Annotated in this window: 15 protein-coding genes; 6 read left to right on the top strand and 9 right to left on the bottom strand. The window is 37.9% G+C overall.

Annotation, left to right across the window (positions count from 1 at the left end):
- Positions 1 to 111: 111 nt before the first annotated feature.
- From IPM14_11425 to IPM14_11410, 4 genes are all read right to left on the bottom strand, one after another.
- Positions 112 to 720, bottom strand: coding sequence for a hypothetical protein (locus IPM14_11425; protein ID MBK9098703.1), 609 nt, complete (start codon positions 718 to 720; stop codon positions 112 to 114).
- Between the two features lie 70 nt (positions 721 to 790).
- Positions 791 to 1,042: a hypothetical protein gene (locus IPM14_11420; protein MBK9098702.1), complete on the bottom strand. Its 252-nt coding sequence runs from the start codon at positions 1,040 to 1,042 to the stop codon at positions 791 to 793.
- 6 nt (positions 1,043 to 1,048) lie between these two features.
- Complete coding sequence (locus tag IPM14_11415; GenBank protein MBK9098701.1) at positions 1,049 to 2,581, bottom strand: restriction endonuclease; 1,533 nt, start codon at positions 2,579 to 2,581, stop codon at positions 1,049 to 1,051.
- 116 nt (positions 2,582 to 2,697) lie between these two features.
- A complete protein-coding gene (locus tag IPM14_11410; protein MBK9098700.1) occupies positions 2,698 to 3,573 on the bottom strand; it encodes a hypothetical protein in 876 nt (291 codons plus the stop codon).
- A 544-nt stretch (positions 3,574 to 4,117) separates the two neighbouring features.
- Between IPM14_11410 and IPM14_11405 the strand changes: the two genes are divergently transcribed.
- The 4 genes from IPM14_11405 to IPM14_11390 all read left to right on the top strand — a co-directional run bounded on the left by IPM14_11405 (position 4,118) and on the right by IPM14_11390 (position 7,591).
- Positions 4,118 to 4,819 (top strand): hypothetical protein, encoded by a 702-nt coding sequence (locus IPM14_11405; GenBank protein ID MBK9098699.1) that lies wholly within the window; start codon positions 4,118 to 4,120, stop codon positions 4,817 to 4,819.
- A 920-nt stretch (positions 4,820 to 5,739) separates the two neighbouring features.
- Complete coding sequence (locus IPM14_11400; GenBank protein MBK9098698.1) at positions 5,740 to 6,291, top strand: T9SS type A sorting domain-containing protein; 552 nt, start codon at positions 5,740 to 5,742, stop codon at positions 6,289 to 6,291.
- Between the two features lie 359 nt (positions 6,292 to 6,650).
- The gene (locus tag IPM14_11395; GenBank protein MBK9098697.1) at positions 6,651 to 7,106 is read left to right on the top strand and encodes a nuclear transport factor 2 family protein; all 456 of its coding nucleotides are present in this window, start codon (positions 6,651 to 6,653) and stop codon (positions 7,104 to 7,106) included.
- Between the two features lie 92 nt (positions 7,107 to 7,198).
- The gene (locus tag IPM14_11390; GenBank protein MBK9098696.1) at positions 7,199 to 7,591 is read left to right on the top strand and encodes a hypothetical protein; all 393 of its coding nucleotides are present in this window, start codon (positions 7,199 to 7,201) and stop codon (positions 7,589 to 7,591) included.
- Positions 7,592 to 7,729: 138 nt separating this feature from the next.
- On the opposite strand, the gene IPM14_11385 is transcribed toward IPM14_11390, so the two are convergent.
- On the bottom strand, positions 7,730 to 10,981 hold the full coding sequence (locus IPM14_11385) for a glycosyl hydrolase (protein ID MBK9098695.1): 3,252 nt from the start codon (positions 10,979 to 10,981) through the stop codon (positions 7,730 to 7,732).
- A gap of 193 nt (positions 10,982 to 11,174) precedes the next feature.
- On the opposite strand from IPM14_11385, the gene IPM14_11380 reads away from it, so the two are divergent.
- Positions 11,175 to 11,879, top strand: coding sequence for an SDR family oxidoreductase (locus IPM14_11380; GenBank protein ID MBK9098694.1), 705 nt, complete (start codon positions 11,175 to 11,177; stop codon positions 11,877 to 11,879).
- A 7-nt stretch (positions 11,880 to 11,886) separates the two neighbouring features.
- Here the strand turns inward: IPM14_11380 and IPM14_11375 are convergent, their stop codons facing one another.
- Both IPM14_11375 and IPM14_11370 read right to left on the bottom strand, forming a co-directional pair.
- Complete coding sequence (locus IPM14_11375) at positions 11,887 to 12,795, bottom strand: transglutaminase family protein (protein ID MBK9098693.1); 909 nt, start codon at positions 12,793 to 12,795, stop codon at positions 11,887 to 11,889.
- Between the two features lie 30 nt (positions 12,796 to 12,825).
- Positions 12,826 to 13,362, bottom strand: coding sequence for a DUF350 domain-containing protein (locus IPM14_11370; protein ID MBK9098692.1), 537 nt, complete (start codon positions 13,360 to 13,362; stop codon positions 12,826 to 12,828).
- Between the two features lie 114 nt (positions 13,363 to 13,476).
- On the opposite strand from IPM14_11370, the gene IPM14_11365 reads away from it, so the two are divergent.
- The gene (locus IPM14_11365) at positions 13,477 to 14,472 is read left to right on the top strand and encodes a tetratricopeptide repeat protein (protein ID MBK9098691.1); all 996 of its coding nucleotides are present in this window, start codon (positions 13,477 to 13,479) and stop codon (positions 14,470 to 14,472) included.
- Positions 14,473 to 14,631: 159 nt separating this feature from the next.
- Here the strand turns inward: IPM14_11365 and IPM14_11360 are convergent, their stop codons facing one another.
- Together IPM14_11360 and IPM14_11355 are read right to left on the bottom strand one after the other, a co-directional pair.
- Positions 14,632 to 14,931, bottom strand: coding sequence for a 4Fe-4S dicluster domain-containing protein (locus tag IPM14_11360; protein MBK9098690.1), 300 nt, complete (start codon positions 14,929 to 14,931; stop codon positions 14,632 to 14,634).
- A gap of 240 nt (positions 14,932 to 15,171) precedes the next feature.
- A complete protein-coding gene (locus IPM14_11355; protein ID MBK9098689.1) occupies positions 15,172 to 16,506 on the bottom strand; it encodes a sodium:alanine symporter family protein in 1,335 nt (444 codons plus the stop codon).
- Between the last annotated feature and the right edge of the window lie 47 nt (positions 16,507 to 16,553).

Below are 16,553 nucleotides of genomic sequence, written 5' to 3'. Positions count from 1 at the left end.
ACTCAAGCCCCTGTCAATATTTATCGGCAGGGGTTTTTATTTGCTGATTACAAATCGATTCCACTTGACTTTAAGAAAAAATGGTTTTGTTTTTTCTTTATTGCGATGTCATCAATTTAAATGATACGATAGTAATCGATCCTCGGCACTTTTAAAAAATGTGCCGGATACTTTAGACCTATAAGATTCAGCCTTAACAATTCCGACACCTTGAGCAATATAATAATTATGATAAGAGTCCAGTCCCTCTAAATCAAATCGATATAATATGCACGAGAACGTTCCTGCCTCTACCTGAATATTCTGATTTGTTGATAAGACTGTTACAACCGCGTGTGGTCTGCCTAATGTGAAGTTATATGTATCGCCTTGTTTGCACGGATACTTGAAATACAAAGAGTGTTCCTCTGTACTATCGACGAAATGAAAAAAGTATAACCAAATCCCGTCATCTTTACTAGTGTAATGATCTATAGAATAGAGCCCATATTTATAAAAACGAATACCAGAGATAACTGTGTCTTTAACAATTTGGGCTACAATGGTATCAGTATAGAATGGTATACCGGATGAGTCGTATAAAAAATGCACGCTTTCCCAGGAGTTGTTTAGCTTGAAGGGAATTAAGCTGTTTGGAAAATAACTGTTAGTAGTACTATCATCGCAGGAAGAGCTAACAGCAATCAGACTGATGAATAAAAAAATAATACTTTTTTTCATATCACATCTCCAGCTTTATCTGGTTTTGCTTTTCTTCCTGCTAAAGCCTTTGGCTGATTACACACAATTATTAAACCGCTTTAATTATTATTTCTTTTAAAAAGCTAGGATTTAGATTGCTAATAATGTAATAGCTTTTGCCGCAACCATTACAGATAGCAGGATTGTCGCGCTCAGAGCCTTCTTGAAGCCTCTGTGCAATGAAAAGAATAGGATGTTTTTTACAATTAGGACAGAGTATTGCAAAACTGCTGCCTGATGCGTGAGCTTCCAGCTTTGTACCGTCATCCAATTTTATGGTTGCCCCTGTTACGATTGCCATAATCTTCTACATCTCCAGCTTTATCTGGTTTTGTTTTTTCTTTCCTTTTAGCTGTGCAGCTTTGAAGGTGATGTTAACCTGCGGAAGTTTAGGCAGTTTGTTCTTGAAGTAATCTTTTAGTGTTAGTATCTGCAGCTTTGGAATTTTGTAGCCCGGAATTTCCACAAAGCCTGAACCTGCAACTGTATCGAGCATTGGTTTGGTGGGTTCTTCTATCGTAAGGAAAACACCGATCTCACATTTGTGTTTATCCATTGCACCGAGCAGAGCATCTATATCTTTTGATTGAATGTGTCCGCCTTTTACCTGGAACGCCGCTCTAATTACATCCTGCTTCTTTGGGTCTTTTAAGTATTGTGCAAGTCCATCCACGCCTTTGTCAGCGCCCTTTGTGCCAAAGGTTGTTGAAAAAACCTCGAACTCGGTTAGCCACCAATCCTGGAATGCAAACGGATTTTGTTTCCAGAGTTCTATTGCGCTTTGCTCGTCTATTGGAGTGCCTCTTACCTCGAACTTGCTTAGACTTTTCTCATAAGTGTCATTTAATCTGCGTTTGATAAGCGATATTGCAATCGGTGAAATATCTATCCCAATCCAGTTGCGGTGCAAACCCTCTGCTGCGTCTATGGTTGTGCCGCATCCGCAGAAACCGTCGAGAACTATATCGCCTTCGTTACTGCTTGCCTGTATTATTCTCTCAAGTAATGCTTTTGGTTTTTGTGTTGGATAACCGAGACGTTCCTTAGCAACCGGATTAATCATATTAATATCAATCCAGATATCGTCTATCTGTTTGTAACCGCGACTTTCATCTAAATATTGTTTATATGAATACATTGCACCAGGTTTAGTTGGTTCGATTAATCTATCTTCGCTTCGAAGTCTTTCTAATGTTTCATCACTATATGTTTTTAATAAAGTTTTTCTATAAAAACCTCGTTCATCCTGCCACTTAAATCTTTGCAAGTACTTTTCATCATAAGGAATGCTAGGTACATTCCAAATTCTTTCATTAGATTTTGTAAAAAATAAAATTGTATCGTGATTTCTTGGCAATTGTAGTGCGCGTGATTTACTGCTTCCTGCAAAGGGTGAACGTTTCCAAATAATTTCATTGCGATAATTCTCTTCTCCAAAAATCAAATCACAAATAGTTTTAAGATAATGGCTCATTGTCGGGTCGCAGTGGAGATAAAAGCTTCCGGTTGGTTTAAGTACTCTGTGCAGTTCAAGTATTCTTAAAGCCATCATCGTTAAGTAGGGGAAAGCGTGCGGAGCTACTTTCTGGTAAGTAAGCAAGAGATAATAAAGGTTATCGGTTTTTAGTGTGTGCAGTTCTGCGAGAGAGTCGGTAATGTTTTTAAGTGTCCACGTATCCTCAAATGCAATACGCTGAGTTTGTATTTCCTTATCGTCAAAGAAAATGTTGTAATCACGCTTGCTGTTAAAAGGCGGGTCAATGTAAACAAGGTCAACACTTTCATCGGGAATGTTATCCCGCAAAACGTTTAAGCAATCGCCGAGGTAGAGGGTGTTCATAATACTAAATGATAATTATTCTTTTATTTTTAGCGAATTAAATTTATTAATGTCATTTGTACTCATAAATATAGTTTATTCAGGAACATCTGAAAGATATAATTTCAAAAGCAAAACTATTTCCAAGCGTTTGTATTGAGAACGTAATCCCCGCTTGGAGATGAGACTATAATAGATATACCATGATCATAACTCAATAGTGTTAAAGAATCTAGTAGACCACCACTCGGCTCTTCTTTAATTATTATTTTAAACTCACCTTTATTTGTCGATTTAATTGTAAAAGGAGAAATCTTATTATTAATAAGGATACTTTCTAATTCGGAAATAAAACCACGATTATTGGACAAATCTTTTTGGTTCATTTTATCAACTATGTTGAATTTTCTCTGTTGATCAAATCTATCATCAATCTTAGCTGCTAAACTTGCCATTTGTAAACTCAGATATTCAACCTGCCCTTCTAAACCAGTAGAAGGTTTTATAGATTGAGCTACGCTCGCTATTCCCAACTTTTCCCAAAGTGTATTATTTTCACTTGATTCATAACTTGATTGTATATGTAAAGAAAGCTTTTCAATTTCAGTTGGTAACAACCAGGCATCTAAAGCCGAACTATAATCTTCACAATTTATAGGCCCAATATCAAAAGGAATTTTTTTTATAAAATTGTCTTTAACCAGGCATACTCTTTTATTCATCGAAGTTCTAATTCCTAACTCAAAAAACACATTTGGATTATAAATTGAAAGATCACATAAAACCAAATCTGCTTTTTCTAGTTGCGTTATTGTTCTCGAATGAATTAATTCTGAACCAGTTGCTATTGGCCTAATAGCTTGAAAGCCAGCTTTTTCTATAGCCGGAATAAATAAGCAGTCAAGTACGTGTTTGAAATGATCTCTATCATTTTTATACTGTTCCAGCTTATCTTTAGGAGTAGTTACCGGCATTATTACAAAACAGGTTTTTTCAGCTTTTTCCTTTGCCATAATTTTGTTCCCTATTCTTCCCTCTAAAAATTTTTAACATTAATTATTTATAATTCAAATATAAACTTCATAATTCTTTCCAAGGAAACCAACCAAACCCCTCAAAATCTTCAAAATTCCTACCTACCTAACGGTAGGCGGGTTCCAACTTTGGAAATGCCACTCTAAGGCTTTAGAGCCCTATTTCCAACTTTGGAAATATCACTCTAACCGACTAAAGTCCTATTTCCAGTTTTGGAAATGTCATCCTAAGGCTTTAGACCCCTATTTCCAACTTTGGAAATACCACCTTAACCGACTAAAGTCCTATTTCCAGTTTTGGAAATGCCACCCTAAAGCTTTAGACCCCTATTTCCAACTTTGGAAGTGCCACCCTAAGCAATTAGAGCCCTATTTCCGGTTTTGGAAATCATATTATTTGCTATTTGGCAAATATTATCAAATTATTCTATATTTGTGTTAGCTGTGTGCGGGATGCTGAGTAATAATTGCTGTGCTTTGGCTAATTAACAACATCACTCACAAATCAAAAGGAGCCTACGCCATGATAAACATGGAAACCTTTTTTAAAAACCACTTCAACACAAACAAAATAAGCGACGAGAACCTGCGGAAGTTTGCAGAGATACATCTGCAGAGGCTTTCGGCTAATAACGGCGGAGGGGATTTTTCGCAGATGATAACCGATGTTACTAATGCATATTCAGGTTACTTCGGCTCGATAACGGATGAGGACACAAAGTTTGCGGTTCAGCAGGGTTTGACGATTGCAGTAGAGAATGCAGTTGCTAATTTTAAGAAGGCTGTAAGTCAGAAGGAAGGTCTCGTAAGAGCAACATTCGGAAAAGATTCGCCGCAGTATCAGGAGTTCTTTCCGCTTGGTGTAACGGAATACAGTCAGGCAACTTTGCAAAACATTGAAATGCTGATGAACAGGTTTGTTAACGCGGCAGTTGCACACCAGGCTCAGCTTGGTGCCGCACTTGTTACAGAGTTCCAGGGTTACTTAACTGCATACACAACAGCAAGAACCTCGCAGCTTGTAAAGATCGGTGAAGTAGCAGATTCAAAAACATCCACAAGCGTTCAGCGCGATGCAGTTGAAGTTGAATTGATGAAGAATGTTCATCTTATCGGTGCAATGTTCGTAGGAGATGTAAACAGGTGTATGGACTTTTTTGATCAGAGCTTTGTGCGAGACAGCGGAGGCGGAGATGATGAGGATCCGGTACCGCCAACACCGTAGGATAATTATAAATTAATTTCGCAGGGGCGTAACACATACGCCCCTTTTTTGTTTTGGGCGAATTCAATTAGCCGCTACAATTGTTTGCTGATTGGTAAGTGTTGCTTGATTATGCAAGGAACAATTTGCATTTTATTTACAGGATAATATTTTTCTACTCCGATAGAGCAAGATGTACAGAGATTTTTTTCTGAATGACTTGCTGAGACTGCACACCAAACTACTCTACCGAAGCAGAAGTTTTGAAATTAACTTTTTCAACTTCTAACAGGAGGCACGCTATGAAGAACATTTTATTTCTCCTTTTTGTTCTGCTTTTTGTTTTCTCATCACTTGCACAACAATTACCGAATCTTCCCATACCAATGGGTGCGGGAACGTGTGAAGTCTGGCAGAACGCAATTTACCATTTCGGAGGTTCAAACAATTGGTCTGGCAGTACTTGTTACCCGCGAGTTTATAAATTTGACGGAAACAACTGGGCATACTATGATTCCATACCCGATAATAATATGTGGGGGGTTACCTCTGTCCTTGTTGGCGATCAGGTATATCTTTTAGGTGCCTGGCCATCTGGTCCTCAGCTCAACAGAAGATACAATATGAATACAAACGAATGGATTTACCTGGCTTCCAGTCCGAATACATACCATACATGGGGAATAACCGCAGAAGTATTAAACGGCGTTATTTACTTATTTAATCCTGACGGGGAATGTTTTGCTTACGATATCGCCTCGGATTCCTGGTCATCCAAAACATTTAATACAGCAACCGGAACCAGAGACCTCAGCTCAATTCTTTATCAGAATGAAGTATACATTATAGGATGGGACGACTCATCGTTTTACAAGTATAATCCAGCCATAGACCAATGGACGCGGCTTGCTAATTCTCTTTATCAAGTAGGTGCCTGTGCGATGGGCATTATTAATAATCTTATTTATTTTGCCGGCGGGAATATTGGTGGGGCGACTGGTGCGGAATATAACACTATACTTAGATATGATATTTCTACTAACGCCTGGGCTTTAGATACACGGTTACTTAGTTCCAAAAGGCACTGGATGGCTACAGCCGAATATAAAGGTGGATTATATGTTGTCGGGGGAATTGACTCTGTAGCTCAAGCAGTAGATGTGGTAGAAGAAATTGTTCCCCAGGGGACTGCAGGAGTTGAAGGGGAATTTTCGTCTATTAATGGATTTGAACTGTTTCAGAATTTTCCCAACCCATTCAATCCGAGAACAGTGATCAGTTATCAGATACCGGTAAGCAGTGATGTAACGCTAAAAGTATTTGATGTTTTGGGAAATGAGATTGCAACTCTGGTTGATGAATACAAACCAGCAGGGAAGTATGAAGTTGAATTTAATTCATCTGGCATTCTGGATCTAGCATCCGGAATCTATTTCTATCAACTTAAGGCTGGAAATTTCAAAAACACAAAAAAGATGATTCTTCTAAAATAATTTTCAGTCTCCGGTACTTACCTCTCTCTCGGAGTAGATGCCGGGGCTGGCCCCCATCAGCCAAATCTGGTGGGGGTTTAATTTTTGATCGAATAATTCTTATAAACAAAAATATTTCTTTGCTCAAAAACCATTGTCAATACAGGCTAGATGAGTTTTCAATTGCTAATTACAAAGCGTTACTTCTTGATAATATGAAAAATTTGTTGCACTATATATAAGGTAATTCTTTTCTACTTGGAGGGAGTAAGAATATAGATAACTGAATTCCTACTCTACTTTACAGACTACAGACCTTCTCTCCCGAAGCAGAAATGCTGTTAAATATAATCTATCAACACAAAAAAATAGGAGGAGTTATGCGAAATCTATTTTCTGGTACTCTGCTTGTACTTTTTATTTTCATTTCAACTTATTCTTTAGCCCAGCAGTGGACAGATGAGCAGAAGGATGTTTGGAAAGGAGTAGATGCCTATTGGTCTGCAAGTGTATCAGATAAACCAATGGAGTTTCTTAATTACTTCGACGATTCATATTATGGATGGTCATATGAAAATGGAGCTCCAAGTACAAAAGCAGACGCACAAAAATCTTTAAGTTACTGGACAACAAAGGGAAAAACAGTCTACTATGTTATTACACCTGCAAGGATATGGGTTAATGGAAACTTTGCCTATGCACATTACTACTATACTCAAGTTATGGAAGGCAGTGATGGCAAGCCAATAACTGAAAAAGGACGATGGACAGATATCTTGATGAAGAAGGATGGTAAATGGCTAATGGTTGGAGACCACGGAGGAGAGATAAAATAGCAAATCACAATTTTGCTGATTGATAACTTTTTTAAGGCGAGTGTGCATCTCGCCTTAATTGATTTTCAAACAACACAACAGAGGAGTCTGTTATGAGTTTAAAAAATTTAATGGTCATCAAAGCATTAGTATGCCTCGTATTTGGTATTCTCTTACTTGCAGTACCGGATAAACTGCTTTCAATATTTGGCGCAACATTAAGCGATGGAGGAATTTTTACCGCCCGCGAATATGGCTCAGCTCTCTTTGGTAATTTATTTCTTTGCTGGTTTGCAAGAAATGCTGCTGAATCTGATGCCCGGAGAGCAATAATACTCGCTTTATTTGTTTATGATCTGATAGCATTTGTTATGACTACACTTACGGTAGTTTCAGGTGTTCTGAATTTATTAGGTTGGTCTATTGCAGTTATTTATTTGTTCTTCACAATTGGCTATGGCTATTTCTTAGTTAAACCAATTCAGCTAAAGACAGTGCAGTCATAATATTTAATGAATGTTATTTCTAGAATGAATAGGAATTCGGACCTCATATAAAAACTTCTGAGGAAGATAGTTGATGAAGTAAAAACCTCTCCCTTAATCCCTCTCCTTGATAAGGAGAGGGAAACAGGGTGAGGTCAACTATTCTTTATTCCATCCCGGAACTCTTCCCGGAGTCCATGGAGCGCCGTACTTTTCCATTTCGTATTCCAGATTCTTCACATCAACTTCAAGCAAATTTTTTATTCTCGAAAGCATGGGTTCAAACTCTTCACTCGCTGCTTTGTAAACATTCTGCTGTGTTGTTGTTGGTGCAGAGGTCGTACTCCACATTCCCCAGGCAAGTTCATTTAGTCTGTCGTAAACTGTTGGAGGCACAGGTTCATTTCTTTCAGCCAGCGATTTATCCTGGTAGAGATGCTGAAGTATATCTTCAGTATCCTTTTTGATTTTTAAAGCATTGTCCATTAATGAGTTTGGTGCGTCCGGTGTTCTCTTTATAGCATAGATGAGAATATCAGTTTTAGTGTTCAAGTCACGGACAGAATTAAGTGCACCTTCAACAGCACGATTGAATTCTGCAACTTTTTTGTGGAATTCAACCATTGCAGCACGATCTTCGGCTGGTAATGTTGTGTTGTTAAGAACCTTCGCTTCAAACGATTGTGGGCCAGCTACTTTTGTTAGTTCTCCATCAATACTCATGAACATTTCAACTGAGTATTTACCGGGCATAACAGGTGTACCGCTTTCGTTTTTATCCGTTACTGATTTAACAGGATTAGTATCAGGATATCTCAAATCCCAGGTTATTCTATTAATTCCCTGTTTAATTCCTTCTTTAAGTTTGCGGACAACATTTCCCTGTTCATCCAAAATAACGAACAGCAGATAAGATTTTTCTTCTCTGTCTTCTGCACGCAAATCATCCCACGCAGGATACTCAACCGGCTTGTTATCTTTTATAAATTCTTTTTCTTTTTCCTGTCTCGTTTCCTTTTTGGTTTTTGGAGCTTCCTTTACATAGTAAGTAAACGTTGCACCGAATGGGGGATTTTCAGCTTTAAAGAATGAAGAGCCAAGTGAGCTGAATGTTGCACTTCTCTTAATAAACATTAGTGCATCTTTCACTGGGAAAAGCTTGTAGTTTTCCTGCTCAAGAGATTGCTCATCCAGATCTCTCAACGGCGAATAGTTATCAAGTATATAAAATCCTCTCCCGAAAGTTGCAAGTGCCAGATCATTTTCTCTTTCCTGAATATCAAGATCTCTTACTGCTTGTGTTGGTAAACCGCCTTTAAGCTGAATCCATTTCTTTCCTCCGTTAAGGGTAAAGAAAACTCCGTACTCAGTTCCAATAAATAGAAGATCAGATTTGATGTGATCCTGAGTGATTGCGTAAGCAACAAATGGTTCTTTTAAATCGCCTGATATTGATTCCCAGCTGCTACCTCGGTTTCTGCTAACGAGTACGTATGGTTTGAAGTCAGCTCTTTTGTGATTGTCAAATGTTGCATAAACAGTATTGGCATCAAATCGTGATGCGTACAAACAGCTTACGTAAGTGTTTTCTGGAATTCCGGGGAACGATTCAATCTTCTTCCAGTTTTTCCCACCATCTTCTGTCACCTGAACAAGTCCATCATCAGTTCCGGCATAAATTAAATCTTCAACTAAAGGTGACTCAGTTAATGAAACAATATTTCCATAAAAAGAAGTTGACGCATTCTTCGCAACTGCATCAACACTCCACACTTTATCCATTATAGGAAGTTTGTTTCTATCAATTTGTCTTGTGAGATCAGGACTGATAACTTCCCAGGTATTTCCTTTATCATCACTCCTGAAAACCTTATTTGCAGCAGCATACAACCTGTTTGCGTGCGGGCTGAGAATTAATGGAGTATCCCAGTTCCATCTGTACGGCTGTTCATCTTTTCCTTCCTGTGGTTTGATACTTACAGTTTCACCGGATTTTAAATCGTGTCGAGTAAGTCCTCCATACTGCCACTGACAATAAATTATATTTGGATTATCCGGATCAGTCAATGCTTCGTATCCATCGCCGCCGACAAGAGGAATATAATCTGCGTTAACAATTCCTTCTTCATTTATTGTTTGAGAAGGAACGATCATACTGTTGTTATCCTGAGTTCCGCCCATCACGCGATAAAATGGTTCGAAGTTATCCACACTAACTCGATAAAACTGAGTGATCGGTAAATTATCTTTGAAATGAAAAGTTTGTCCGCCATCAAAAGTTTCATAGATACCGCCGTCTCCTCCAATAAGAAAGTGTGATGGATTATTCGGATTTATCCACAAAGCATGATCGTCAACGTGTCTTGCTTTTGTTGATATTGGAGTGAAAGTTTTTCCTCCATCAGTTGTTAACTGCGAAAATGTATCGAGTATGTATACTTTGTTGATATCAGCAGGATCACAAAAGATTTCACTGTAATATTGAGCACTGGAGGATACTACGTCATTCATTTTTTCCCAGGTAACTCCACGATTTATTGATCTAAAAAATCCTCCACTTTTTCCCTGAGCTTCAATTATGGCATAAATATAATCCGGATTAACTGGTGATATTGCTAATCCTATTCTTCCGATATCACCATTGGGTAATCCAGACTCGAGTTTGTTCCATGATTTTCCGCCGTCAGTTGATTTGTGGATTCCTCCTTCAGGTCCGCCATTTAACAATGTCCACACGTGTCTTCTTCTTTGGTATGATGCAGCATAAAGAACATCAGGATCTCTTGGATCCATTACAACATCTGTAATTCCTGTGTTCGGACTGATGTAAAGAACTGAATCCCAGGTTGCACCATAGTCTGTCGATTTATATAAACCTCTGTCACCGCCTGGCCCCCACAATGGACCCTGTGCTGCAACGTAAATTATTTTTGAATCTCTTGGGTCGATTAAAATTTTTGCAATGTGTTCGGATTTCTTCAATCCAATATTCTTAAAACTTTTACCACCATCTTCACTTCTGTAAAGACCATCTCCCCACGAAACACTTCGCTGACTATTGTTCTCGCCGGTTCCGACATAAACGACATTTGTATTTTTCGGATCGATTGTAACACAGCCGATTGAGAAAGAACCATAGTTATCAAAAACAGGTTCCCAGGTTGTTCCTGAATTAATTGTTTTCCAAACGTTTCCGCAAGCAACTGCAACGTAATACTCGTGAATATTATTTGGATTAACCGCGAAGTCAGTTATTCTACCTGAGGTGACTGCAGGACCGATCGATCTGAATTTTAGTCCGTTGAATGTTGCGGATTTGTACGGGTTCTTGTCTTCTTCTTTATCCTGCGAGAGCAGAGGAGATGAAATAATAAAAAAGAATAATAAAAGTGAAAGTAGTTTGTTTATCATTATAACACCTGAATATTTTGGATGGATTTTTTAATGACAGTTAGATTTTATAGAAAAATTACCTGCCAAATTATGGAAACAAAAAAAAGTTTACAATTTTATTTTGATAAATGGAATTTATTTTACATCGAATTGGTTCTAAGATTTATATTTAGTCAGGTAGTTATATTCAATAAATATTATAGGTATTACAATGCAGATAAAAAATTCAACATTTCTTGTAACAGGCGGAAGCCTTGGGATTGGAAAAGCAACTGCTAAACTTTTAGTTGAAAAGGGAGGTAAAGTTACAATTACCGGTCGTAATAAATCTAGACTGGAAAAAACAGCAAAAGAAATCGGAGCGTTCCCAATTCACGCAGACGTTGCGAAACCAGATGATGTTAAAAGAACCTATGATGAATTCCTGAAAGAATTCGGCAACCTTGATTGCTTAATTAATAACGCGGGAATCGGCGGCAAATGGAACCAGGTTTTTGATCTTGACTTCGAAGATTTTATGAATGTTTACTCCGTTAATGTGTTTGGTGCAGCTTTGATGGCAAAGTATGCTGCGAATATCTTTAAGAAACAGAAATCAGGAAACATCATTAATATTTCTTCAACCGCCGGAACCAAAGGTTTTGCAGAAGGAAGTGTTTATGCTTCTTCGAAATTTGCTCTTCGTGGAATGACTCAATGCTGGCAGGCTGAGTTGAGGAAGTATAATGTGAGAGTTATTCTTATTAATCCAAGTGAAGTGCTAACTGCTTTTGGTGATGAGGAGGGAAGAGAGAGAAAGGAAGTTTCAAACAAACTCAGAGGAATTGAAATAGCCCACTCAATTGTTTCGACTCTTGAAATGGATGACAGAGGGTTTATTCCTGAAGTAACAATTTGGGCAACGAATCCTTTTTAGAATATTTCTAAGGGATTGAAGGAGTCGGTCTGAAACTTTTTCGCGTTTCTGTCTCATCGGAAAACTTATTCATTTGAGAACCAGCGTCAATCTCAGAGATATACCAGAATTTTGTATTACCAAATTCCGGTGGTATTTCTCCGATGCTCCACTGAGGATAAGTAGTTTCGAGGAAATAATATTTTTTTCCGTTAGCTACCAGGTATTCACCTCTCGCATTAACTCTTATGCCGAGCATTGCATGCTTATAGTTATAGCTCCACATCATTGCGCAATCAATACCCATTCTTTCCAGTATTACATAAAGAAGCAAAGCCTTCGAATCACAGTCACCAAATCTATAAGCCAGAGTTCCAATTGGTGGAAACAAATCGAGTGTTCCTCCGGGCCTGTCATATTTAATGTTCTGAACAAAAGTTATTACGAAATATACTTTGTCTCTCGTTTCAAATTTTTCTTCAAGAAATATTTCGTTTAATCCTTCGAGCACGGCTTTCATCTGTGGACTGGAATAGAGAAATATTCTCCGGTAAACTTCTGCCCAGACTACACGTGATTCGATTTCAGGATCAGAATAATTCCTCTCCAGACCAAGTTCTCTGTAGCTCATTGCTGAAATTCTGTCGATGTAGTTCATCGCTTCAATAACATCTTTTTCCAAAAGTTTCAGATTAATCCGATACTTTCTTCTTGTTAGTGTGTTATCAACAAACTGCCATGAAAATGATGAATTGATAACTTTTTCTTTGCTTAGGCTGTCGACTTCGATTTCATATTCACGTTTTGCGGTATCTGTAGTCGAAAGATCAATATCGGGAATCTGTGCGGCGATCCACAGTATAATTATGATAACTGCAAAAAAAAGAAATATGAATGCACAGCCAAAAAAAGATTTTTGTACGCAGCCTGATTTCATTATAAAATTGTTTCCCGGTTCAGTTAGTAATTACCCGATATCTATCAATGAAACCGGAGGGAATGGAATCAGCGAGTTTAGTATTGTATCAACTCCGGGCTGAAGAAGCAATGCCATCGAGACAATGATAATTCCCAGAAGAAGACCAACCGCAATGTTGTTTTCTTTTATCTCATTCAGCTCATCGAGATCTTTTGTCAGCCACATAAAGATTTGAAGTGCTGTGTAGATAGTTGTAAAAGCAATCATTCCGCCAAGAATGATATGTCCAATCATTATCAATGCCGAATGAATATAGCTTGTTAAAACAGCATCCGGATTACGGAGGGTGTTTCCGAAAATAGTTATTGCTGATTCTATCGATTTCTTTACGACAAGAATGAGTGCCAGAATGATTGAGCCGTTCAGTATTGCTACAGAAACATTATTTTTTCTTAGTTCGTCCGCTTCGCTTATTCCGGTTATAAGTCGTCGGAAAATCTTAGAAGATAAGTAGACCAGAGTTACAGCGATAATTAAAGAAAGAAGAACCTGCACTATTCCGGTTAGAAGTAAAATAAAGTCCATTTGAGCCTCAAAATTATTTTATGATTGAGGAATTAACCATTTTAGAAAAAGTCCGGATAAAAAATAATACAATTTGTTTTTATATCTTGGCACTGGCAGATTAAAATTTAACCGATGAAAAATTATTTACAAAAAATATTTTATTTGAGTAGAACAATTCTCAGTCATATTAAGATTTATTCTGTGTTTACGGTATTAGAATTTTTACTTATTTCCTGCACTCCTGCGGAAAGTGAGCTGTTCATAAAAGGAATAGAAAGTTATGATAAAGAGATGTATCGAACGGCTATTGATTATTTCGGTCAGGCGATAACTACGGATCCGGGAAATTCAGAACTCTATTATTACAGAGCAAAAGCTAAAATGCAGCTTGATAGTTGTAAAGATGCAATTGATGATTATTCACGAGCGATAACACTCGATAAAACCAAAATTGATTACTTTATAAATCGTGGTCTGGCAAACATATCTTGCCAAAATCACTACGGGGCCATTTACGATTTTGATTATGCTGAAGTTTTAGATTCAACCAACTCAACAATTTATTTCAACCGTGCGTTTGCAAAAGAATCAATCGAAGACTATTCAGGTGCAATTGAAGATTACACTACCGCAATTAACAATGATTCTACTGACTTTAAATACTTCATAAACAGAGGATTGTTGTTTTCATTTCTCGACAGCTCAGAAAGCGCAATAGATGATTTTTCATCGGCGATCGCCATCAACTCGCAAAATGTCATTGCTTACAAAAATCGTGGCGATGAATTTTACAAGCTGGGAAATTTTTCTGATGCAGCCACTGATTATTCAAGTGCAATAGTGATTGAACCTGATAATGTTTCACTTTACTATTCAAGAGCTGAGGCAAAACTCGGAATGGGTGAATTTCTTGCTGCAGTTGTCGATTACACTTATATAATATCTCTTGATCAGACAGACGCAACGGCTTATTACAACCGAGGCATCTGTTATGCTAATATTGATATGAAAAGTAACGCTTGTGAGGATTTTAGGAAGGCAGGCGATCTTGGAATGTTTGAAGCGTATGAGGTTATAAAAGAATACTGCGAAGAAAAAGAAAAGCCAAAGGTTAAGCCGAAAAAATAATTTTAAAATAGCAAAGGCTGTTTCATCATCCTTCACTCAGTGTCACCCCGGTATTAGTGGTCCCGATTTTCCCCTACCCCTATTTATGAAGGTAAGTTTTACGACACTGTATCAGCAGGTAAGAATCAGCAGATTGTTGAAACAGCCTTAAGAAAAATATTATTTAAGTATTGTGCCTAGTCTCTCTTTTTTTGCAAGCAGCTCTTCCTGAGTTTCTACACGATCCGGATCTTTTATTATTGCCTCACTTGGGCAAGCAGCTACACACTGAGGTTCATCATAGTAGCCGACACATTCGGTACATTTGTCATAAGCGATGTATGTATGAGTATCGTGTAAAGCCGGATGTTCCTGTCCATTTAATTCATATGGAGCTCCGCCAGCATAAATTGCATTGTTCGGGCAATCAATTTCGCATGCATTGCAATCGATGCAGTCGTCGGTTATTAAGTAAGCCATTTTGATTTCCTGTCTTTTTTGTTATCGAATTATAAAGCTATACCACAAAGACAAATACTGTGCCCTTTATTAAACGTTTGGGAGAAGTTAAATTTATTTGAATGGTCTATTTTCCCGCAGTCTTTATTGACTTTTAAGAAACTGGGGTGAGTTGTTCTCAATATTGAAAATATAATTTCCATTAATTGGATATGGAGATGAATCACGCTTTATTATTGATGAAGGCAAATATTTATGGGGTTAAACCGATTTGTTGAAGTAACTTTTCGTTTCAGCTGAAACTATTCCGCTTAAACCAAGAAGAGCAATAAGATTTGGAAGAGCCATTAGTCCGTTCATTATATCTGCGATTGTCCAGACTAAATCAAGTTTAACGACGGCTCCGATATAAACAATAATAACGAAGAGTAATCGGTACGGTTTGACAGATTTTTCTCCCAGTAAATATTCAAGTGATTTCTCACCGTAATAACTCCATCCAAGAATTGTTGAGTATGCGAAAAATATTAGTCCGATAGAAACAACTATTCCGCCCCACTCACCGGGTAATGCTGTTTCAAATGCTTGTTGAGTTAATGGAGCTCCTGTTGCTCCTGTCGGAAGAACATTACTTACAAGAATTGCAAATCCGGTCATTGAACAGATTATGATTGTATCAATGAACGTCTGAGTCATTGAAACGAGCGCCTGTGTTACAGGATGTTTTGTTTGTGCAGCAGCAGCCGCAATCGGTGAACTTCCCAAACCAGATTCGTTTGAAAAAACACCTCTTGAAATTCCACTTCTGATCGTCATCATAATTGTAGCACCTGTAAAACCGCCAGCAGCTGCTGTATCAGTAAATGCTTCAATGATAACATGACTGAACACGGAAGGTATTTGATCGATATGGATGATCACAACAACGAGAGCGGCAAGAAAGTAAAATGCAATCATAAACGGAACCAAAACACCTGTCACTTTGCCAATACTTTTTATACCTCCGAGTAAAACTAGTCCGGTTCCAACTGCAAGGATGATTCCCGTTACTTCAACAGGAAGATCAAATGAATACTTTACTGCATCAGCGACAGAGTTTGACTGCACCATATTCCCAATTCCAAAAGCAGCGACAGAAGCAAACATAGCAAATAAAGCCCCGAGCCATTTCAGGTTCATCCCGTTAGCAAGATAATACATTGGTCCACCACACATATTACCATTTTTATCTTTGATCCTGTATTTAACAGCAAGAACCGCTTCGGCATATTTTGTTGCCATACCGAATAATCCTGTAATCCACATCCAGAACAAAGCACCGGGACCGCCAATAGCAATTGCTGTTGCAACACCTGCAATATTTCCTGTACCAACTGTAGCAGCGAGTGCAGTCATCAATGCCTGGAAGTGAGAAATATCTCCTTCGGATTCGGATTCTCTTTTTCTTATAAATGCAAGCCAAAGTGAGTGGACGAGCTGCTTGAACTGTAATCCTTTGAGCAGGATGGTGAGATAAATTCCGGTTCCCACCAGTAAAGCAATAAGAGGAATACCCCAAATAAAATCTCTTATGTCAATTAATAATTGTTCCAATATTTATTCAGAATTTTAGATGTTTAGCCGGCAACTTATTTGAGATTTTT

This window comes from bacterium (assembly GCA_016716565.1).
In the GTDB taxonomy this organism is placed as follows: Bacteria; Bacteroidota; Ignavibacteria; order Ignavibacteriales; family Ignavibacteriaceae; genus IGN2.
The sequence above is the reverse complement of the archived record's forward strand: the minus strand, read 5'-3'. Positions and strand labels throughout refer to the sequence as shown.